The organism is Pilosibacter sp. NGB245 (assembly GCF_057397225.1).
This window is the reverse complement of record NZ_CM171584.1, coordinates 909431-930700: the sequence shown is the minus strand read 5'-3', so window position 1 is coordinate 930700 and position 21270 is coordinate 909431. Positions and strand designations below refer to the sequence as shown.

General features: G+C 45.0%; 19 protein-coding genes. 3 read left to right on the top strand and 16 right to left on the bottom strand.

What is annotated here, in order from left to right:
- Window positions 1–92: 92 nt before the first annotated feature.
- The 12 genes from ACXMYH_RS04115 to ACXMYH_RS04060 form a co-directional block, all read right to left on the bottom strand.
- Complete coding sequence (locus tag ACXMYH_RS04115; protein WP_015555115.1) at window positions 93–539, bottom strand: Hsp20/alpha crystallin family protein; 447 nt, start codon at window positions 537–539, stop codon at window positions 93–95.
- A gap of 242 nt (window positions 540–781) precedes the next feature.
- A complete protein-coding gene (locus ACXMYH_RS04110; protein ID WP_486555589.1) occupies window positions 782–1912 on the bottom strand; it encodes a type II toxin-antitoxin system HipA family toxin in 1131 nt (376 codons plus the stop codon).
- Window positions 1899–2177 (bottom strand): helix-turn-helix domain-containing protein, encoded by a 279-nt coding sequence (locus ACXMYH_RS04105; RefSeq protein WP_117515492.1) that lies wholly within the window; start codon window positions 2175–2177, stop codon window positions 1899–1901. Before ACXMYH_RS04105 ends, ACXMYH_RS04110 begins: the two co-directional genes overlap by 14 nt.
- A gap of 270 nt (window positions 2178–2447) precedes the next feature.
- The gene (locus ACXMYH_RS04100; RefSeq protein ID WP_486555588.1) at window positions 2448–3179 is read right to left on the bottom strand and encodes a GntR family transcriptional regulator; all 732 of its coding nucleotides are present in this window, start codon (window positions 3177–3179) and stop codon (window positions 2448–2450) included.
- Window positions 3180–3291: 112 nt separating this feature from the next.
- Window positions 3292–4137: a fructoselysine 6-kinase gene (locus ACXMYH_RS04095; protein ID WP_486555587.1), complete on the bottom strand. Its 846-nt coding sequence runs from the start codon at window positions 4135–4137 to the stop codon at window positions 3292–3294.
- The gene (locus tag ACXMYH_RS04090; protein WP_117515486.1) at window positions 4137–5108 is read right to left on the bottom strand and encodes a phosphoheptose isomerase family protein; all 972 of its coding nucleotides are present in this window, start codon (window positions 5106–5108) and stop codon (window positions 4137–4139) included. The genes ACXMYH_RS04095 and ACXMYH_RS04090 overlap by 1 nt, the downstream gene beginning before the upstream one ends.
- Before the next feature lie 50 nt (window positions 5109–5158).
- Window positions 5159–6133, bottom strand: coding sequence for an ABC transporter ATP-binding protein (locus ACXMYH_RS04085; RefSeq protein WP_177968701.1), 975 nt, complete (start codon window positions 6131–6133; stop codon window positions 5159–5161).
- Complete coding sequence (locus ACXMYH_RS04080; protein ID WP_117515484.1) at window positions 6133–7140, bottom strand: ABC transporter ATP-binding protein; 1008 nt, start codon at window positions 7138–7140, stop codon at window positions 6133–6135. Before ACXMYH_RS04080 ends, ACXMYH_RS04085 begins: the two co-directional genes overlap by 1 nt.
- Before the next feature lie 59 nt (window positions 7141–7199).
- Window positions 7200–8852 (bottom strand): ABC transporter substrate-binding protein, encoded by a 1653-nt coding sequence (locus tag ACXMYH_RS04075; protein WP_215703108.1) that lies wholly within the window; start codon window positions 8850–8852, stop codon window positions 7200–7202.
- Between the two features lie 36 nt (window positions 8853–8888).
- Complete coding sequence (locus ACXMYH_RS04070; RefSeq protein WP_215703107.1) at window positions 8889–9740, bottom strand: ABC transporter permease; 852 nt, start codon at window positions 9738–9740, stop codon at window positions 8889–8891.
- A gap of 14 nt (window positions 9741–9754) precedes the next feature.
- Complete coding sequence (locus tag ACXMYH_RS04065) at window positions 9755–10666, bottom strand: ABC transporter permease (protein WP_486555850.1); 912 nt, start codon at window positions 10664–10666, stop codon at window positions 9755–9757.
- A gap of 62 nt (window positions 10667–10728) precedes the next feature.
- On the bottom strand, window positions 10729–11859 hold the full coding sequence (locus tag ACXMYH_RS04060) for a M20 family metallopeptidase (RefSeq protein WP_486555586.1): 1131 nt from the start codon (window positions 11857–11859) through the stop codon (window positions 10729–10731).
- Window positions 11860–12342: 483 nt separating this feature from the next.
- Here ACXMYH_RS04060 and ACXMYH_RS04055 point away from each other — a divergent pair, with 483 nt between their 5' ends.
- The 3 genes from ACXMYH_RS04055 to ACXMYH_RS04045 all read left to right on the top strand — a co-directional run bounded on the left by ACXMYH_RS04055 (window position 12343) and on the right by ACXMYH_RS04045 (window position 15676).
- Complete coding sequence (locus ACXMYH_RS04055; RefSeq protein WP_117515519.1) at window positions 12343–13740, top strand: MATE family efflux transporter; 1398 nt, start codon at window positions 12343–12345, stop codon at window positions 13738–13740.
- Between the two features lie 5 nt (window positions 13741–13745).
- Window positions 13746–14324 carry a cytidylate kinase-like family protein gene (locus tag ACXMYH_RS04050; protein WP_486555585.1) on the top strand — a complete coding sequence of 193 codons (579 nt, stop codon included), beginning with the start codon at window positions 13746–13748 and terminating at the stop codon, window positions 14322–14324.
- 317 nt (window positions 14325–14641) lie between these two features.
- A complete protein-coding gene (locus tag ACXMYH_RS04045; protein WP_486555584.1) occupies window positions 14642–15676 on the top strand; it encodes an alcohol dehydrogenase in 1035 nt (344 codons plus the stop codon).
- A 33-nt stretch (window positions 15677–15709) separates the two neighbouring features.
- On the opposite strand, the gene ACXMYH_RS04040 is transcribed toward ACXMYH_RS04045, so the two are convergent.
- The 4 genes from ACXMYH_RS04040 to ACXMYH_RS04025 form a co-directional block, all read right to left on the bottom strand.
- Window positions 15710–16780, bottom strand: coding sequence for a U32 family peptidase (locus ACXMYH_RS04040; protein ID WP_486555583.1), 1071 nt, complete (start codon window positions 16778–16780; stop codon window positions 15710–15712).
- Between the two features lie 114 nt (window positions 16781–16894).
- A complete protein-coding gene (locus ACXMYH_RS04035; RefSeq protein WP_486555582.1) occupies window positions 16895–18427 on the bottom strand; it encodes a hypothetical protein in 1533 nt (510 codons plus the stop codon).
- A 155-nt stretch (window positions 18428–18582) separates the two neighbouring features.
- On the bottom strand, window positions 18583–19833 hold the full coding sequence (locus tag ACXMYH_RS04030; RefSeq protein ID WP_486555581.1) for an RNA-guided endonuclease InsQ/TnpB family protein: 1251 nt from the start codon (window positions 19831–19833) through the stop codon (window positions 18583–18585).
- A gap of 467 nt (window positions 19834–20300) precedes the next feature.
- Window positions 20301–20750, bottom strand: a complete 450-nt coding sequence (locus tag ACXMYH_RS04025; protein WP_117553222.1) for an Hsp20/alpha crystallin family protein — start codon at window positions 20748–20750, stop codon at window positions 20301–20303.
- Between the last annotated feature and the right edge of the window lie 520 nt (window positions 20751–21270).

Genomic DNA, 21270 nt, shown 5'->3' with positions numbered 1-21270 from the left:
AGCGAAATTTTCATCCGCCGGGCGGCTTAATCTTTCAGATACGTGGCAGCTTCGCATACGTTTCTGTATCGTTACCGCTCGGGACTGTCAGATCACCCTTCGATGGAAATGTGCTTCGGACCTTCAACCTTCTTCTCTTCCTCTTTCGGAATCGATACACTCAGGATACCGTTTTCGAATTTCGCCTTAATCTCCTCTTCCCGAATCTCCTCGCCAAGATAGAAGGTTCTGCTCAGAGCACCTGCATAACGTTCCTTGCGGATGTATTTGCCTTTCTTATCTTCCTCGTCCTTATCAAGACCTTTCTCGGCACTGACGGTCAGATAACCATCCTTCAGTTCAATCTGAATCTCATCTTTCTTAAATCCCGGAAGATCGATATCAAGCTCATACGTCTTTTCTGTCTCTCTGACATCTGTCTTCATCAGTCTGGATACATTCTTACCATACAGCGGATCCTTCTTTTCTGTAAAGAACTTCTCATCAAACGGGAACATATTATCAAATAAACTTTCTCCAAAAATACTCGGCATATACATAAATCATTCCTCCAATCAGAATTCCTGTTTTCTTGTTTGTCATCTATCTGAAAGAACTTCAGAAGATTTTCCAATCTTGGGAACTCCTTGAGATCCTTTGATTTTTTCTCTCTTCCTTTGTTCTGCATGTAATATAACACATATTATTAGCACTGTCAAGAGGCGAGTGCTAATTTTTTTGTGAATTAATTGTGTATTTCATTGACACATTGTAACTTTTCAGGCTCATCGTAGAACGCATTCTATAGGTAGTCGCCAAGCATCTCTCCCACACACCTCTCGATCTCATCAATAATTTCCATACACCGGTTCTTCTTCATTCCAGCCGTAATGCCAACAGCTAATAATTCTTTTCTTCCCGGATCTTTTCCATTTCCGTCAACGGTCGTTGTGTGTTCCCCATAGTACGTATTACTATAAGTAAGATCGTATGCAGGGCTCAGTCTCCACTGATCTTTTTCTTCATCATACAAATAGGTGAAATTTTTTGAGTGGTCATCTCTGTTATGCGCAAAAACATTAAAACACATTCTTCGAAACATACTTTCCACATCCGCATAATGATCCTTCGTCAATATCTTCGTAAGTTTCATCAGACTGTGGTAATCAAGACTCGGCTGTTCAAAGTCCAGTTCGAGAAGCGCTGCTGCTGTCAGCATATGGACTCGCTTTATTCCATTTTGATCAGGGACTCTGTCAAACCGCCTGGTTCCAAAATAGCCTTTACAGATTCCAGATGGGAACAACTTTGTCTCACTCATCGTAATTTCACATTTCCGGGCACAGCATGAATAATCATACTCCATTTTTCCCGCATCTTTTCCATCTACATGGGCCGGAAATTTTATGATCCACTCTTCATTTCCAATCGAAGTCATGATCTTCGGCCTTGTTCCTCCGCTCGTTCCTCCAAGCCGGTACAATTCGTCAAGTTTGTCTGTATATTCTGTGTTCAATATTTTCTGACACTCCCGCGCCAGTTCATCCAGGTCAGGATTATCCCGCTGCTCTGGAAATTTTCTTTCCGGATAATACGTCAACGCACCCATTCCTGATTTTCCAACGATTGCCAGTCGGTCTAAAACCGTCAGTTTATCCGGATCCTGTTTATGCTCACGAAGCAGACGATTTAGCAGCAATCTTCCCCAATTATCCGGAAGACTGTCCGCAAACACGCCATAAAGGCCGCCAAAATAATCCTTTGTGGGCACAAACACCTGCTTTTTTAACGGCAGCGAGAACGGGCTGATCGAAAATCCATGTTCCAGCCATTCATCGGTGTACTGAAATGCTGCTTTTCGATTTGCTGTCATGGCCAATGTCCCCACAAGTTTTTCATCATAATACACCTGCAGCGCATTATCTTGTTTCATTTATGACCTCCTTTATGTCTCTGTATGGTACCTGCGAAAAAATATTCCTGAGTTCATCCGCAATATCCAGTGCCATTGCGATTTTCGTCAGAGACAACAAGGATATCTGACCGGTAGACTCGAATCTTTTAACAGAACCATAACTCACACCGCTCATCGACGCCAGCTTCTCCTGCGAGATTGAACGCCGTTTTCTAATATTGCGAACCCTCTGCGCCAACTTCAGATCCAGTTCTTCCGCTGTCTCCCATATAAAACCTTCCATAGTCTTTCCCACTTTCGATTTCGTTTTTCGTACATTTATTAGATAATATTTTATCTATTTTTACATGATTACATTCAAAATATATAATATATTATCTGTTATTATTTTACCATCAGTCAATATACAAATCAATAAAAATGTAACCCACCCCATTCTCACTATGACCTCTGCAATCTCCATTTGCCTGCAGACACATATCAATTTTTTCATTAAAAAAGACCACTGTTTCCACAAATCGCTCTGTGAAAACAGCGGTCTTTTCCTGAATGGTCAATGCTCCCCATTTGTCTCATATACATACAGAGAGAATCGATCCCCATTTATGATCTGAATTCCCGCATACAATGGCTCATTCTCCTGATCGTATGCTGTACTTCTAACGAACATCAGATAGTCGCCCTTTCGGACTTCGAGTAATTTTGCTTCCTCCTGTGTTGCTCTGCAAAGCTCGATCAGTTTTTCCGAGCTTGTAACCTGCATTTCTGCTTTCTCTTTTAAATAATCAAAAAGGGAATTATCCTCAAACTGAGCTTCTAACAGGAACGCATATTTTAACGGAAAATAGTTTTTTTCAATCACGACCGGTTCTGAATCCGCGAATCTCAGACGTGATATAAAGATCACTTTACTGCCCGTCTCAATTCCAAGCCTTGCCGCAATCTTTTCATCTGCATCCACAATTTTATTTTCCAGCATATGTGCCCCCGGCACGACTCCCATCTGCTCACACATCTCGCTGAAGCTCTGAAGACGTTTGATATTTCTGGAAAACTTTGGCTTTGTTACGAAGGTTCCCTTTCCCTGTTTCCGAGCAACAAGTCCTTTTTCCATGAGGGAACCGATTGCTTTTCTCACGGTGATCAGACTGACACCATACGTCTTTGCCATCTCTGATTCCGTCATGATCTTATCCCCCGGTTTATATCTTCCGCTTTTGATATCCTTTTCCACTGTATCCATAAGCTGAACATACAACGGAGTCATCGCATCCTGCTTTAACATTCATTTTCCCCCACTGTCTAAATTCTTTTCAATACTATTTTAATAACAGCTCAGACAAATAGCAAGGACAATTTTCTTTCCAGAGCAGGTTCCCCGTTCGATCCACAGATTTTTACAGGCAGTCACCAGGCTCCGGATCCTCAAACGGAACGCCATATCCAAAAGCGCCTCTCACCATACATGTCTTTGCTGCAAATTCGGCTCCTTTTTCCATTGCTGTCTCGATTCCTTTTCCATCTAAAAGCGAGAGTAAAAAGGCAGTTGTAAAAGAATCTCCGGCTCCCAATGTATCGATTGCATCAACAGGCTTTGGGATCTGTCTGTAATACTTTTTTCCGTCAAAAGCGAGGGATCCGCGTTTTCCCATAGTTGCCACTGCAATTTTACAGCCTTCCGATACAAAGCGCTTACATGCTGCCTTTGCGGTCTCCTCATCAATTTCTCCGCAGGAGAAAAATGCGTAATCAACAACAGGCGCGATCTCTTTTAAATAATATTCCTCATTCCAGTGACCGGAAAAATCATAAGAAACCGGAATTCCAGTTTCTCTTACTTTTTTTAACTGTGAATCAAAGTGACCATTATTACTGGTATGAACAAGGGAAAATTCCCTGATATAGGAAATATCCTCCGGCTTTAGATCCAACGGATGCTCATTTACGATCCCTCCGCGGTTGCTCATGATAAACTGTCTGTCACCATTTTCAAGCCGGACTTTTGCGTATCCATTCTCGCCGGCATATTGCCTGCATCTGGAATGATCGACCCCGATCTCATCAAGAACAGAAATAATGTGTTCTGCCACTCTGTCCTTTCCAAAAACGCCGAGGTACGCAGACTGCGCCCCCAGCATTTTTGCATATACAGAAAAGTTCATGGCCTGACCACCCGGATACATGATCTTTGCAGGATAATACTGATCACATACATTATCTCCGATGCCAATTACCTTTATCATTAATACTCAACCTTCCACATATATCTTCTTTCATCCATTGAATGACCTGTTTTTTCTGCCAGCTGAGATACATAATACCGCTCAATCGGGATCATGACAACCGGATTGAAGAATTCTGCAACCGAAGGATCGATTTTTCCTCCATTCAGCTTTTCAAAATCAATGATAATAAAGTTCTCAGCATATGTATTCAGGAACTTCAGGCATCTCTCATCGAGCGCTCTTGTACGTCCCTCACTCATTAACAGGATCATCGGGAGCTTCTTATCGGTTGTCTCAAACGGTCCATGGAAGTACTCACCTGTGTGCAGGCATACCGCATGTTTCCACTGCATCTCCATAAAGTGACAGCAGCACATGGAATAAGCAACTCCATAGTTCGGACCGGATGCAAGGACATAGAAGACCGGCTCATGTTCGACTTTTTCAGCCCATGCCTGTGCAGCCGGAAGACAGTTTTTCTTTCCCTCTGAAACGATCTCATCAATATACTGATACGCATCCATTGCTTTGTCATATTTATCCCAGTTTTCAAACTGATGGAGAACTTCAAAGCCGATACGGAGCGCATTTGCCTGATTGGAGTCGCTGTAATCCTGATGATCTCCGTTTGAATATGTCACAACATACTGACCGACCTTTGCCATACCAGTCTGCATATTTCCCGTCATGGCAATTGTGATTGCTCCCGCTGCATTTGCTGTTTCGACAGCTTTTACAGTCTCCGGTGTAGCCTTAAGAGAACAGATGACTGCGATACATCTCTCATCTAATTCTTTCGGGGTCGCATGTACGAACTCATTGCTGGTATAGGTTGTCGCACTGAAATTTTTTGCTTCCGACTGGATCAGGTAGAGTCCCGGGAAAATAGCTGCCTTTGATCCACCGCAGGCAACAAAATACATATGCTTTAATCCGCCTCGCTGATCCATCTTTTCCTTAATTTCCGCAATGATCTGTTTTACTTCCATAGTTGATTTCCTCCTCTGCGCATTTTTCGCATGTTATATTTTTACAATGTTTACTGATACAGAAAGCAGGCAACGCTTCTCTTTGTTCCATCGTCTCCCGTGATCTCTGTTAATTCCGGACGACTTTGTCTGCATTGGTCTGTTGCCATCGGACATCTTGTACTGAACAGACATCCTGTCGGCGGATTTAACGGACTCGGCAATTCTCCCTGAAGAATCACCTCATCCCGCTTCGCGTGGATATCCGGAACCGGAATTGCTGACAGCAATGCTTTTGTATACGGGTGAAGAGGTTTCCCATAGAGCTCCCTCTTTCCTGCATATTCCATGATGCGCCCCAAATACATGACCGCCACCTTGTCGCAAAGATACTCCACTACGCTCAAGTCATGAGAAATGAAAATGTACGTTAAATTTCTTTCTTTATGAAGGTCCTTTAACAGATTCAGCACCTGTGATCGAACTGACACATCCAGCGCCGATACCGGCTCATCACAAATGACAAGTTCCGGATCGTTGATCAGGGCTCTTGCGATCACGACTCTCTGTCTCTGTCCGCCAGACATTTCATGCGGATATTTTTCAAGATATTTATCACTGAGACCGACCTCCCGCAGGATCTTCCTGACCTTTTCCAGTTTTTCTTCTTTCGTATATTTTCCCGCCACATCCAGCGGTGCCATAACGGATTGAACAATTTTTTTCTTTGGATTTAAGGACGCATACGGATCCTGAAAAATAATCTGAATTTTTTCCCTCAGCGGACGCATCTGGCGTTCGTTATAATTTGTAATATCTTCTCCATGGAACAGGATCTGTCCTCCAGTTATCTCATGAAGCTTTAAAATGGACTTTCCTAACGTTGATTTTCCACAGCCCGATTCGCCTACAAGGCCTACGATTTCTCCCTGATTGATCTTCAGGTTAATGGAATCCACCGCTTTTACTGTAATTTCCTTTCCATGTACTTTTTTTACCGGAAAATATTTTTTTACATCCCGGATTTCCAATAAAGGGGTCTCCATTATTCCACCTCCCTGCTATCCTGTATCTCGGGATCCATAAACCGGAAGCATCGTACAAAATGTCCTGCTTCTCCCTGCATTCCCGGGTCTTCTTTTTTGCACTGCTCCGTTGCATATGGACATCGCGTGGAAAATCTGCATCCGGCCGGCATCTCATCCAACCCCGGAACCGTTCCCTCGATCGTAAACAGATGATCTTCCTGACCACTTCCAAGCTTTGGAATTGATTTCAGCAATCCCACCGTGTATGGATGCATCGGATGATCAAAGATATCTTCTGCGGTTCCATATTCCACTGATTTTCCAGCATACATGACCATGACATGATCTGCCATTTCTGCCACCACACCCATATCATGTGTGATCAAAATCACCGATGTGTCTGACTCCTCCGCAAGCTTCTTTAAAATTCTGAGGATCTGGGCCTGAATCGTCACATCCAGGGCCGTTGTCGGTTCATCTGCAATCAAAAGCTTTGGCTGGCAGAGCAATGCCATTGCGATCATTACCCTCTGTCTCATACCACCGGACATCTGATGTGGAAATTCCCTGATCCGCTGCTCCGGAGAAGGAATCCCCACTCTGGCAAGCATTTCAATACACTGTTTTAATGCTTCCTTTTTTGGTATCTCACGATGATGGGTCCTGATCATCTCTAACATCTGATCTCCGATCCTGTATACCGGATTCAGAGACGACATCGGTTCCTGAAAGATCATGGAGATCTCATTTCCCCGCACCTTTCTCATTCTGGCTTCTGATGCCTTTGACAGATCTTCCCCTTCAAACAGGATCTGGCTGTTTTCATCAATTTCGCAGACAGAAGGAGATACCAGACGCATAATCGAAGTGGCCGTGACGCTTTTTCCGCATCCTGACTCTCCAACAATCCCGATCACCTTTCCCCGGTCCAGTGAAAAAGTAACATTATCCACTGCTGTCAGCTTCTTTTTTCCTACTTTAAAGGAAACCTTCAGATTTTTAACTTCCAGCAAATGTTCATCCATCTGCTCCCCTCCTGTCATCATCCTTCTAAATTTGTGACAAACCCGTCACCGGTTTCTGATCATTCTTTTACAGACCATTTCCAGACAGCCTGGTTATTGACTCCGCCTTCAAATGCGTTATATCCCTGGAATCTCTCCGACTGAACTCCGAAAATATATCCGTTGTAGAGCATTACCAACGGCATCTCATCCCAAAGAAGCTGCTGATATTCGTTTACCAGTTCTTTTTTCTTTGCTTCGTCTGTTTCAGCAGCAATCTTATCCTGAAGCTCTGCGTATGCGGTATCTGTGATCTGGCAGTATGTCGCATTCTTATTGTCATAATATCCGGACATCCAGAGCGGATAGGACATTGCTGTTGAGCCGCAAATTCCAAGATCATAAGTGCCATCCTGAAGTCCTGAGAACATCGTTGCAAGCTCAACTGTCTGAACATCGATCGTAATTCCCGCCTCTGCAAGATTCTGCTGAATGATTGCTGCCATACTCTCTCTTGCGGAGGTTACTGCCATTTTAAGTGTTCTTGATGAATCCCATCCGGCCTCTGCAAGAAGCTCTTTCGCCTTATCTACATCTCTGGACCAGGTGAGTCCGCAATCATATTCCGATCCCGGGATCACACAGGTTGCCGGTGCAATGCCTTTTCCCTGCAGATTCTGCTCGATCAGAAGATCCTTATCAATTGCATAGCTCATTGCCTGACGAATACGCTTATCTGATACATTCTGGTTATTGATCAGGAATACGCCTACAAAGGTCGGTTCACTTGATTCTGTCACCGTAAGTCCCATATCCTTTGCCGCAAGTGCATCATCAGTCGTTGGCTGCTGATAAAATCCATCCATCTCTCCTGCTGCAATGGATGTGATCGTATTCGTGGAAGCGATCACTTTCAGAATCAGTTTGCCAAACTGCGGCGCACCAAGCTGATAATCCGCAAAAGATCCCAGCTCCAGCTGGCTTCCGGAAAGCTCAGAGATAAAGGTGCAGGGACCGGAACCGATCGGTGCTTTCCAGAACTCATCATCTTTCATTTTTTCAGGTGCGATATCACCAAGAAGATGTTCCGGAAGTACATAGAAATACTTGTTATGAAGGATCAGCCAATCCTCGACCGGAGTAACATTCTTAAAAGAAATCTTCAATGTATAGTCATCCACAGCCTCAACTCCGACGGATTTTTCAGCCGTTTCAAGACCATTATCATCGGTTCCTGCCCATGTGTTGAACTCACTTCTGAGTCCGTAATCAAACTTCGGATTTGTGATCAGCTGTGCGGTAAATACCCAGTCCTTTGCGGTTACCGGCTGACCATCGTGCCATTTTGCATTTTCATCTAAGTGAAAGATCGCAGCTTTTCCATCATCAGCAGATTCCCATGATTTAGCCGCTCTCGGTGATACTCCGGAACCTGCTTCCTCAATAAATGCAAGGCGGTCATACAGCTTGTCGCAGACCAGATTCTGATAGATCGATCCGGATGTAGATCCGTAAGGATTAACGGTATCCCATGCAGTTGTCAAACCGTATGTAATGACCTTATCGGAATAATCTCCCGTCTTATCCGTCGCCGTTGACGCTGCTGTTGTTCCTTCCGCTGCAGATGCAGCCGCTGTCGTCTCATTTCCGGAGCTGCCTCCGCATCCGGCGAGAAGTCCTGTTGCCATGGCTGCCGCAAGCATCCACGCTGCAATTTTTTTACCTGATCTCATAATGATCCTCCTTTAAATTTTTTGATATATACTGCCCTATTTTGTTTTTGGATCAAGGGCATCTCGTACACCTTCTCCGATAAAATTAAATCCTACAACAACGAGAATGATGCAGATTCCCGGTGGGAACCACACCCACGGACGTGCCGTCAATACAAGAAGATTCTGCGCTGCAAATATGATATTTCCCCAGGATGCCTGTGGTGTCTGGACACCCATTCCGAGAAAGCTTAACGAGGATTCTGTTAAAATTGCGCCTGCTACCCGGAATGAAATATTTGCCCATACCGGAGGGATCGCATTTGGCAGTACCTCTGAAAGCAGAATCTTTGGAGTACTCATTCCAATCGCTTTTGTTGCCTGAATATATTCACGTTCCCGGATCGATAAAACATTGCCGTAAATCAGCTTTGCTATTGCAGTCCAGCCCAGGACTCCGATCACCACCGTGACCGTAAGGATCGACGGTCCGAACACCGCAACGAGAACAAGAATCAGGACCATCGTCGGGAATGACATAAATGCATCTGCGACACGCATGATGACAGTTTCTGCAATTCCTCTGAAATAACCGGCGATCAGTCCTAACGGAATTCCGATCAAAACTGAAATGATCGTAGACATGATTCCGACAAACAGTGAGATTCTTCCTCCATATAAAAGCCTTGCGAACAGATCTCTTCCCACATCATCCGTGCCCAGAAGATGGCCTGGACATGGGGCTTTGTTGAATCCTACCGCCCGGTCGGTCGTATATGGGTCGAGCTTCATGAATATTGGCATCAGGATAACTGCCAAAACAAGAAAGCAGACAATGATAAGACCTAAAACAGCTTTCCGGTTATGCATAAATTTCTTTACTGCCTGATTACTTAATATTTTTTTCATGCCCTGGTGCCCTCCTATTTAAATTTAATTCGCGGATCCAACGCAGCATAGATCAGATCCAGAATCAGATTTACAACGAGAACAACGACACAGATCAAAACAGCGACTCCCATGATCACCGGATAATCACGACTTGTGATCGCAGTGATCATCAGACTTCCGATCCCCGGCCAGGCAAATATCTGTTCTGTTACAACAGCTCCTCCGATCAGAAACGGGACAGAAAGGCTTAGGGTTGTAACGATCGGAATCAGTGAATTGCGAAATGCATGTTTGATCACAATGACGACATTTCTAAGTCCTTTTGATCTTGCTGTTTTTATGTACTCCTCATTCAAAACCTCAAGAACACTCGATTTTGTCTGTTTGATATAATTTCCGATTGGCTGGATTCCACACACGAACGCCGGAAGTGCCAAATGATAGAGAAGATCCTTCCAATCACCACCAGTTCCTGCCGAATACATGCCGCTCGTCGGAAACAATTTCATTTTTACAGCCAATACATAGATCAGAAGAAGACTTAAAAAGAAGTTTGGCACAGATGCTCCGATAAAAGCAACAAATGTACTGATATGATCCCATATCGAATTCGGTTTACAGGCTGAAACCACTCCAAGCGGAATTCCTATGATGATCGCACCAATAATACCGGTTCCAGTAAGCAGTAATGATGGGATGATACGCTGTCCGATCATCATGCTGACTGTCTGGGAGGTACGGTATGATGTTCCAAGATTTCCATGCAGCAGGTCTGCCAGCCACAGAAAATACCGGACAAGAACCGGCTTATCAAGTCCCAGTGAAGCTTTCAACGCCTCCAGATCGCTGAGTGACATTTCTCCGGATGAAGCCAAAATTGAAAGCGGTCCTCCGGGAGCAAGATTGATCAGCAAATACACCGTAAATGTAATTCCAAGAAACACCGGTATTGCATAAAAAAGTCTTTTTATAACATATTTTATCAATCAGATTCTCTCCCTTCGGCTTATTGTTTATTTAACATATCGTTTAGAATTGCCAGATGGAGCTTTACACATGGTTCAACGGATCCGATATATCCGTACTCTTTCTCACTATGATCATTCGCTCCATGCGGTCCCATTCCATCCATAACGATCGCATTGCCGCATCTTGAAAGATGGTTCGCGTCAGAGAGTCCTCCGCGGTCTTTTTCCTCAAATGGAATTCCATATTCTTCGGCAATTTTTCTGACCCGTTCGATATACTTTTTCGCTTCCTCTGTTTTTATAAACGGCGGAGTTTCCTTCTGCATCGTGATCGTTGTTTTTACTCCGGGAACAAACGGTTGTCCTTCTGTTATTTTATTTACATATTCTTTCAAGCGGATTCTTTCGCTGTCATCCCTGAATCTCATTTCAACACTGATTTTTGCATGATCTGCAACTACATTTCTGGCTGTACCGCCATTTGCAATCCCGACATTTACCGTCGTATCTTTTTCTCTGTCCGCCAGACTCATTAATTCTACAATGTAATGTCCCATCTCAAGAACCGCAGACGCATTTTCTACTTCAAACATAAAGCCCGCATGGGCCGCCTGACCTTGAAACTCAATATCATACGTCAGGGAACCTTTTCTCGCAAAGCAATGGCGGGTTCCATTTTTTCCGGCAGATTCCATGACAAAAATGTGATCTGCTTTACAGCCGATTCGATCCGTGATCTCTTTTGAGTAGATCGACCCGATCTCTTCATCCGGATTATAGACCATTGCGATATTCAGGCATTTCTTCTCAGTTTCCGGTAAATTTGCCGCGATATGAAACATTGCAAGATCACCGTTTTTCATATCACCAACACCCGGACCGTAGTAATTTTCTCCTTCGATTCGAAATGGTCTTTTCTCTGCCGTCCCGTCCGGAAATACCGTATCCATATGACCGATATACATCGCATCATAATGTTCGGATACATGATTTGTAATAAGAAGAACCTGACGACCTCCATCGGCAGGAATTCGTTCTACGTTCCAGCCGATCTCCTGATACCAGCCAGCCAATTTATCTGCCACCCGGTTGATTCCGGCTACATTTCCGGAGCCGCTGTCAATGTTGACCAGCTCTTTCATCTGTTCCAAGTACAATTCCAGATTCATGTTTCCCCTCCCTTTCGCCTTCAAAATCTATTTCAAAATTCACATCTCTCATCTGAAATACATTATATATCATATTATAACCATTTGTCAATATGTATCATTATATATCGTATTATAATTTAACTTTGTATATTATGTTCAATCAAAATCCACTGCTTTACATTTTTTTCCGTTTTTGCTATAATAATGCTACATCGTGTGGCGTTTCTGCGTAAATCCAGTTGCAGAAGCGCCACACTTTTTTTATCTCCGTGGGAGTTAGGTCTCCGACCGAGATAAATGCTCCGCAAGGATGCGCAGTGATTCTGATAGGAATACCAGAATCAAGCGCCAAGTCTCACGGGTGTTCGATTTAAATTGAAAGGAGGTGGGAAGTGAACGATAAAGAACAATTTTATAGACAGATCGTGTTGCAGAAATGCGTAAGTCCGGATTTAAAGGAGCTTACGCATTTCTTATTTTTTTAAGAAAAAGGAGATCATTATGGAAATTGGAAATCAGTTTTTGGGAACAGAGCGTATTGATAAGCTGATGCGTCAGTATGCAGTTCCCTGTATCATCTCATTGTTAGTAGGTGCATTATACAATATTGTTGATCAGATCTTTATTGCAAACGCCAGCTACCTCGGCTCTTACGGAAACGCAGCTAATACCGTTGTTTTTCCGTTGACGGTTGTTGCACTGGCTATCGCCGTGATGGTCGGTGACGGCTGCTGTGCCTTTGTCAGCATGGCGCTTGGCCGGAATGAAACAGCCCGGGCAAAGCGCAGTGTCGGCAATGCGGTAGTTTTGATCATTGTAGGAAGTCTTATCCTGACCGCCGTATATCTGATCTTTGCAAACAGCATCATCGCCATGTTTGGCGGTACGGTCAATGAGGAAACCTACCGGCATTCACAGGAATATTTCTTCTACATTACTCTTGGGATTCCGTTTTATATGTTCGGTCAGGCTATGAATCCTATTATCCGTGCAGACGGGAACCCGAAATTTGCCATGATTTCCACACTGGCAGGCGCTGTTATCAACATCATTCTTGACCCGATTTTCATTTTCGGCCTTCAGTGGGGCATGATGGGTGCAGCTGTAGCCACAGTGATTGGTCAGGTGGTGACGGCAATTCTCGCTGTCTGGTATCTGGTGCACATGCGGATCATCAAGCCGGAAGCCGGTGACTATGCACTTTCTCCAAATATATTCGGACGGATGCTCACCCTTGGTATTACCAGCTTTCTCTCTCAGATCAGCCTTGTGGCCGCAATGGCAGCGATCAACAATATGCTCCGTAAATACGGTGCATTGGACGCTGTGTTCTCACAGGAGCAGTACGCACAGATCCCCATGGCAGTCGTCGGGATCGTAATGAAATTTTTCCAGATCGTCATTTCTATCGTAGTCGGCATGGCTGCCGGCTGTATTCCGATCGTTGGCTATAACATGGGTGCAGAAAAGACCATGCGTGTGAGGGAGCTGTTTACCCGGCTGCTTATTTCCGAGGCTTTGGTAGGTGCAGTCGCGCTCATACTGGCGGAAGGATTCCCGCATCAGCTTATCGCTATTTTCGGCGCTTCTAATGAGAGCAGCTACTATACCGATTTTGCTGTTAAGGCATTCCGTACCTATCTTTGCATGATGATCTTCGCGTGTGTCAACAAGGCATGTTTCATCTTTTTACAGGCCGTGGGCAAGGCATTGACATCTACCATGCTTTCCATGTTCCGTGAGGTAGTATTCGGAGTCGGCTTCGCATTGCTCCTTCCGGTTTTCTTCGGTCTGGACGGTGTTCTGTATTCCATGCCGGTTTCAGATATTCTGACCTTTATTATCTCAGCAGTGATTATCATAAAAACATATCATGAATTAAATGTGAAAGGAGCATAAGACGTATGAAAAACAGAGTGATTACGATCAGCCGTGAATTTGGCAGCGGCGGACGCAGCATCGGAAAAAAAGTGGCAGAACAGCTGGGCATCCCCTGCTATGATGCAGAGATCATTCAGGAAATGGTAAAAGAAACCGGTTTTACACCGGAGTATGTAAAGGAAGCCGGTGAATATACGCCCGGCAGCTTCCTCTCATCTGCATTTTCAAACCGCTTATTTGGCCTCACAAATGAAGATATTCTGTGGGAGCATCAATATAAGGTCATCACGGAGCTTGCACAAAAAGGCCCCTGTGTAATTGTTGGACGCTGTGCTGATTACATTTTACAGGATAAGGCCGACTGCCTGAAAGTCTTTATCCACGCAGATATGGATTTCCGTGCCCGCCGCATCGTCGAGGTTTATGGAGAACGTGAACAGTCCCCGGAGGAACGCTTGCGCGACAAGGATAAACGCCGTGCCGCATATCACCGGTTCTATACCGACATGAAATGGGGGTACGCACAGAATTATCATCTGACACTCAACAGCGGTGTGCTCGGAATCGATCAGTGTGTAAACATCATCACTTCTTTATATTAGAGATATCCTTCACACTGCATTTCATTGCAGACAGGAGCAACATCTAATCTATTCCCTTTCCGGATCCGGAAAGGGAATTTTGTATCTATCCGCGCAGATAAGTGCTATAATATAATACTAAGATCATGCGGTCCGAAGTCCGACGCAGGCTTGTCTGTAGGAATACTTTTGCCCCTGGGCCCACCAAAGACATGATTCAAGTCGGAGACCTGACTCCCACCGAGACAAATTTGCTGTTACTCACCACTAAAAAATGCGGGCGTCTTCTCGACCGAGATAAAAGAATCAATAAATAAAGAAGAAAGTGATGGATAAAAATGCAGACATATACTTATGTTTCCAAAGGAAAATTTGAATTAATGGAAAAACCGAAGCCGGTTCTTATAGATGAACGGGATGCCATTGTAAAGGTAACACTCGCCAGCATCTGCTCAAGTGACCTGCACATTAAACACGGAAGCGTCCCCCGCGCAGTGCCGGGTATAACTGTCGGACATGAAATGGTCGGTATTGTTGAAGATATCGGCAGCGCCGTAACGAATGTGAAGCCCGGTGACAGAGTCACGGTAAACGTGGAAACCTTCTGCGGGGAATGTTTTTTCTGCAGGCATGGTTATGTAAACAACTGCACCGATCAGAATGGCGGCTGGGCTCTCGGATGCCGGATCGATGGCGGACAGGCAGAATATGTTCGTGTACCGTTTGCAGATCAGGGGTTAAATAAAATCCCGGATCATGTTACAGACCGTCAGGCTTTGCTGGTCGGAGATGTTCTTGCCACCGGTTTCTGGGCAGCTCGTATTTCTGAGATCAAAGAGGAGGATACGGTATTGATCATCGGAGCAGGACCTACGGGCATCTGTACGCTGCTCTGTGTCATGCTGAAGAATCCGAAACGTATCATCGTCTGTGAAAAAGACGAAGGCCGTATCCGCTTTATCCATGAGCACTATCCGGAAATCCTTACCGTATCACCCGAAGCTTGTGTGGATTATGTCCGTACCAACAGTGACCATGGCGGAGCAGATGTCGTTCTCGAAGTCGCAGGAGCCGAATCCACGTTTCGCCTTGCATGGGAATGTGCAAGACCAAATGCGGTCGTGACGGTCGTTGCTCTTTATGACAAGGCTCAGACACTGCCGCTGCCGGATATGTACGGCAAGAACCTCACGTTCAAGACCGGCGGTGTAGACGGCTGCAATTGTGAGGAAATACTGCGGCTGATCGCAGAGGGCAGACTGAATACGGAACCGCTCATCACACATACATATCCGTTAGACAGGATCGAAGAAGCATACACACTCTTTGAAAATAAGATGGACGGTGTGATCAAGGTAGCCATCGAGTGTTAATATGCTTCCAATCCGGTTTCCTGCGCACTGTATTTAAGTGGTCTTCCCGGTAACCGGATTCATTTCTCTATAATAACACAACCCACTGCATCCATACGGAAACAACATTCGCTTCATATCCCTGATATATTCCTCTTCCGTATCCACATGCTCAAGGATATCCAGAGCTGTCTTCAGGTTCCGGATATCCTTTTCCATAAAATCTACATAATTTCCACGCCCCACAAGCTTCAAATGGGTGATTCCGGCCTGTCGCAACCGATACAGTGCGCAGAGTCCACAGCCTGTCGCACCGCAGAGATAGCCATCGGGATCATACATCCGTTCCTCATCATCTTCTTTCGTTTTATCTGTGCTATGCTCATCATTCGCATCTTTCACTGTGCTCTCCGTCCGTGAGATCAGCTTCTCTGTTTCTTCACATTCTTCTTTTTTCTCTCTATTTCCTTTAACTTTTCCTATCTTATACGGGACCCGGCACAGATGCCCCATCTCGTCGCAGTGCAGGGAATTACAGAACGCCCCCGAAAACTGACAGAGCTCGTTCAGTGCAAATGCCTCAAATTCACATACGCCCCTGCTGCCCTTTTCCCTCTCATGCCGGATCACCGACTCCATGTCCGCGAAGCTGTTCTTCCTGTGAAAGATAAGCCGACTGACATCCAAGCGGTCAAATACATCTATCATCCGGCTGTTTACCTCTGCCGTCTCCCCACTCAGATGGATCTCACAGCGGATCCCATTATTTTTCAGGTAGATCAGCAGCGCCGGATCCGCGATAATAAAGCTTGAAAATCCAAGCTCCGTACACCGGTGAAGGACATCCGCGATCTCTGGGTACTGCTCCGGTGTATAATAAAGCGAATTAAATGTCAGATGTACCGGCTTCCCATATTTTCTCACCAGCGCCGCCAGAATCCTCAGCTCACTCTCCGCCCCGATCTGCACGTTGATGCCAAGAACCTCGCGGCGGTTTAGCGGCAGCACCGTCCCGTATTTTTTATTCCATTCATAAGGTACGTATCCGCAGAAAAACTCATCTGCCCCGGCCTCGACGTACCGCACATATTCATCGATGGATCCAAGTCCCGCCGTGATCTTCATTGTATTTCTCCTTAAACTCAGCTTCTCAACTTCTGAAAGTTCGCACCTGCCACATTTCGTTTCTTTTTTCACAAGTACAATTCTGACTATCTGCTATTTTTAATTGCATATTAGTTACAGCAAATTTACTACAATTCTATCAATTCTTTTCTCTTTCCAACCTTCTGTATCCGCCATTCCGGAAACTGAACTCCCATCCAGCGCAAAGAGCGAATTATACCGCCCCACCATCTTCAAATGCTTCGGATACAGAAAGACTTTCTCCCTGCAATATCCCGGACACGATTCCGGCAGTTCCTGCTTTCCCCGCTCTCCATTTTTACACACAGCATACAGCGTGCAATACTGGGAGGTGTTCGTCTGATAAAACGGAACGTGGATGCTGTTCTTTCCTTCCGGAAATTCCTGCCTGTATCCGCAGGACTCCCACTCGTACCGCCGGATCCCGAACGTGTCCCTCAGATACGTCCGGTAAAATTCCGCATTCAGGCTGTTCTCCCGGAAATATCCTGTCTCTCCCTGCTTGTATCCCATCCGTGGATCCTTTTTTCTTTTATTTAACAGGGTCCCCATACAGGGCACAAAAGCTTCTTTTTCTTCCTTCCATTCCTTCCGCTCTCTCAAAAGCTCCAGCAGGCCCCAGTCGTTTGCCGCGATCTCCAGAAATGTCTCCCGGTTTCTGCACCATTCTTCCAGCTCATCCAACAGGTTTTCCACCGGTTTCTGCATAAATTCCCGCAGATATGAAAATGTAACTGTCACAGCCAGACCTTCCGACTCTGCCTTTTTAAAGATCTCAAACAACTGCCGTTTTTCAGGAAACAGCAGATGGCAGAAGGCATTTCCCACATAAATCCGCTCTGGAACCGGCATTCGTTTTCCCAGCTCTTTAGCCCCATTCACGTTCCAGTACAAGTCCATAAAATCGCGGAATTTCATGGATAAATACCGCTCATAAAGCTCCGGACGGTCCAATTCCACAGCAACTTCGATATTCTTCCGTTCCTGCTCTTTATATTCTTTGTATTCTTTATATTCTTTGTATTCTTTATGTTCTTTGTATTCTTTGAGTTCAAAATCTCCTGCTGCGATGCAAGTTTCCCTTATACCTGACTGATTTTCGATTCGCGTTTCCAGCCTCGCCCTGTCTTCTCCTTCACCGAACCACTCTTTTTTCTGTTCAATGAAATTCTCCGCAAACTGTTCATCCTTTTTTGCCGGATACCCGGTAAGCGCCATTGCAAGTTCCCCGTCCTCGCACTCCAGCTTCAGCCGCACAAATCTATCATACCAAAGGATCAGTTTTCCAGCGCATTCCCGGTATTTCTCCTGCTCCACAAACACCGAATACTCATATACCGGAATCCCCGGTCCATCTTCCACACGCACTTCCATCTCAAAAGAACGAATCTCAACTTCCGTATACGGATCCCCGCTTTTCTTCTCCTGACTCCCCGCCTTCAGCCCGTTGAAACCATCATAAAAACAGATCCGGAATCCCTTTACTTCGCGGATCTCATCCAATGTCCGAAAACAAAATCCTTGTTTCGCAAGCTCCGTGATCCGGATCTCCTGCCCGTCTGCAAATCCCGCCACAAGTCCGAACGGGATCATAAAAACTCCGTTTATTTCTCTCTTCCCTGACACTTTTCGTTCCCCAATTCAAATCTTTTTACAGTACCATAGCTCACGCCGCTCGTGAATTACCCACCACTTAATTTTGAAGAAATTTGAAGTGGGGGCTTCTGGGGAATCCTTGGACTCCCGTTTAAGAAGTTTGATCTTTGAGTTTCCGCCCGCTCTCAGGCGATCCTTATTCTTACAGGCGTATCCACATCGCCTCTATCATATAGAGCCCTTAGGCTCACAATGTTACATTTACGCATGATATTTAAAGCACCATTGACATCAGCGTTGATCCGCCTTCCAGAGCGGTCCTGATACAGGCCACGGCAGATCCGGCGACCGGAAAAGACCGGTGGCACAAGTCCTGCTTCTCCATATACGGGCATTTCATCCAGATCCCAGAAGGATGCCATGGAAGTATAGCTTTCCTCCTGTTCCACGTAGCGGATCCCATTCATTTCACACAGATATTTCAGTTTCCTGCGGAGTATCCCGAACGGAATTCCCACAAAGACCTGGTTCATCTGCCTGCCAAGATCTGAGGAGCGCTGGAATGTGGTATTGTAGCCCACGATCAGGGTTCCGATATCGTTCCGGATGCAGTAGGTGACCACCTGTTTCGCTGCTTTACCCATGTAGTCACGGACCTGGTTGTTTCTCTTCCTCTGCAAAACGGCCTGACGTCTGGTTGTTTTCTTTCCGTAGTGCTGCTTGTCTTTGACGCTCTGCAGGCAGGTGTTCCGCTTGTTGAACCACTGGTTGATGGATTTTAAGCGTTTCCCATCGATGAGGAAGCTTTCCCCTCTGTTGGAAACGGCCGTCATGAGATTGTCGATCCCGAAGTCGATCGCCAGTGCATGGGTTGGATTCAGATTTCTCTGAGCCGCTTCCACCTGATAGGTGTACTGGATCTCAAAGAACCTGGCGTCTGCTTTTGGGATGATACGGATCTCCTTAATGGTTTTATCTGCCAGGACCGGCGGGATGGTAATGGTGACCGGTTTATGATGCTTCTTATACGCTGCTGAGTACGGAAGGACAAACCGGTTCCCATTCAGTCTTACAAACCCGACGATCAGGGTTGCGTAGCCGTCTTTTGGAAGGTATTTGGGCAGCCTGCAGGATGAAAACGGATACTTCCCCTGCTTTGCCAGTTTCAACAGACCGAAGAAAGACTTAAAAGATCCATCCACTTCCTTAAGGATCTGCTGGGCCATGTTGGAATTCAGCAGCCGATAGTTTTCGGAAGTCTTTAAGATGGCGTAGTTTTTCTCATATGGAAGATACCGGCTATGTTCAAAGTAATGCTGCCGTACCTGGTGGATGGCCTGGTTGGTCAGGTTTTTGGCTGTGCGGCATAATTCCCGTAGAATGAGGAATTCATCTTTGGACAGATGCTTTAGCTGCTGGCATACGGTCAAATACAAAACGGTTCCTCCTTTCCTAATTGGCGCAGAACATATGTTCTGTGTTAATTATAGCACATGGTTTCACAAAAGGGAAGAGAAAGAATTGTAATTGCTTACCGTTTTACATCTGTCTGTGTATCGTTATAGTGGCATTCATCCCGCCACCTACGAGGAATGGGGGTATTCTGCCGATTTTATGATAAACCAATAACGTGCAGTTGTACCTTTTATATAAAAGAATGTGCCTTGGCACATTCTCCCGCCACGCGCGGTCGCTTGCGACAATCTGCATCTTCGCGCGAGTGCGCATTTTGGGCACGTCAGTGCCTTTTTATGTAACAGGAACTTCCTATGAATCTCCTGTTACATAAAAAAGGACCGCTGCCCCACAGATCTCTCTGCAAAGGCAACGGTCCTTTTCAGCTACAGGTTATTTTCATTGATACCATACACCGCAGGCAGCTTTCACTGTCTGCCGCGCTTCCTTAACCTTCGATCGCAATACGCTTAGAAGTTTCAACCTTCTTCTGCTCAACCGGTTTCGGAACGGACAGGCTTAAGATACCATTTTCAAATTTAGCCTTGATATCTTCCTGCTTTACATCTTCGCCAACATAGAAGGTTCTGCTCATTGCTCCGGAATAACGCTCCTGACGGATATAGTGACCTTTCTTATCTTCCTCATCCTTATCAAGACCCTTAGCAGCGCTGACGGTCAGATAACCATCCTTCAATTCTGCAGTGATCTCATCTTTCTTGAATCCCGGAAGATCGATGTCCAGTTCATAGGAACCTTCATTCTCCTTGATATCAGTTTTCATAACTCTCGAAGCATTCTTTCCATACAGCGGATTCTTCTTAGAAGTAAAGAAGCTGTCATCAAACGGGAACATATCATCAAATAAACTCTCTCCAAAAATACTCGGCATATACATAAATCATTCCTCCAATCAGAATATCTGAAATCTATTGTCTGGGAGATTCTGAAAATCTCCAGGACTTTTTGCATCCCTTTGATTTCTTTCTCTCTTCCTTTGTTCTGCATGTACTATAGCACATATTATTAGCACTGTCAAGAGGTGAGTGCTAATTTTTTGTGAATTAATTGTGAACTTTTTTTCCTGCTCAAATATTCCTTTTTTCAAAATCCGCTGGAACAGTTAGAAACTATCTGGCATCTTCTTATTTCTCTCACACTCCTCGTGCATAATCATGATCATACATGCATTGGTTTTCTGCAGTAGCACAATGTGATGTGCAATGGCAGGAAAATTTAAAGGACATAAATTAAGAACATCTTGAATTATTTTTCCAAACGCCTATAATATTGATAAGTTATCCATTTTGATGACAAATCTTTACTATCAACCGTAACGCTTCCGGACAGTTTATTCTATCCTCTAACAGTTACCCCTACAACCTGACAGGTATCGCCTTTTCCGGATATTTGTCAGC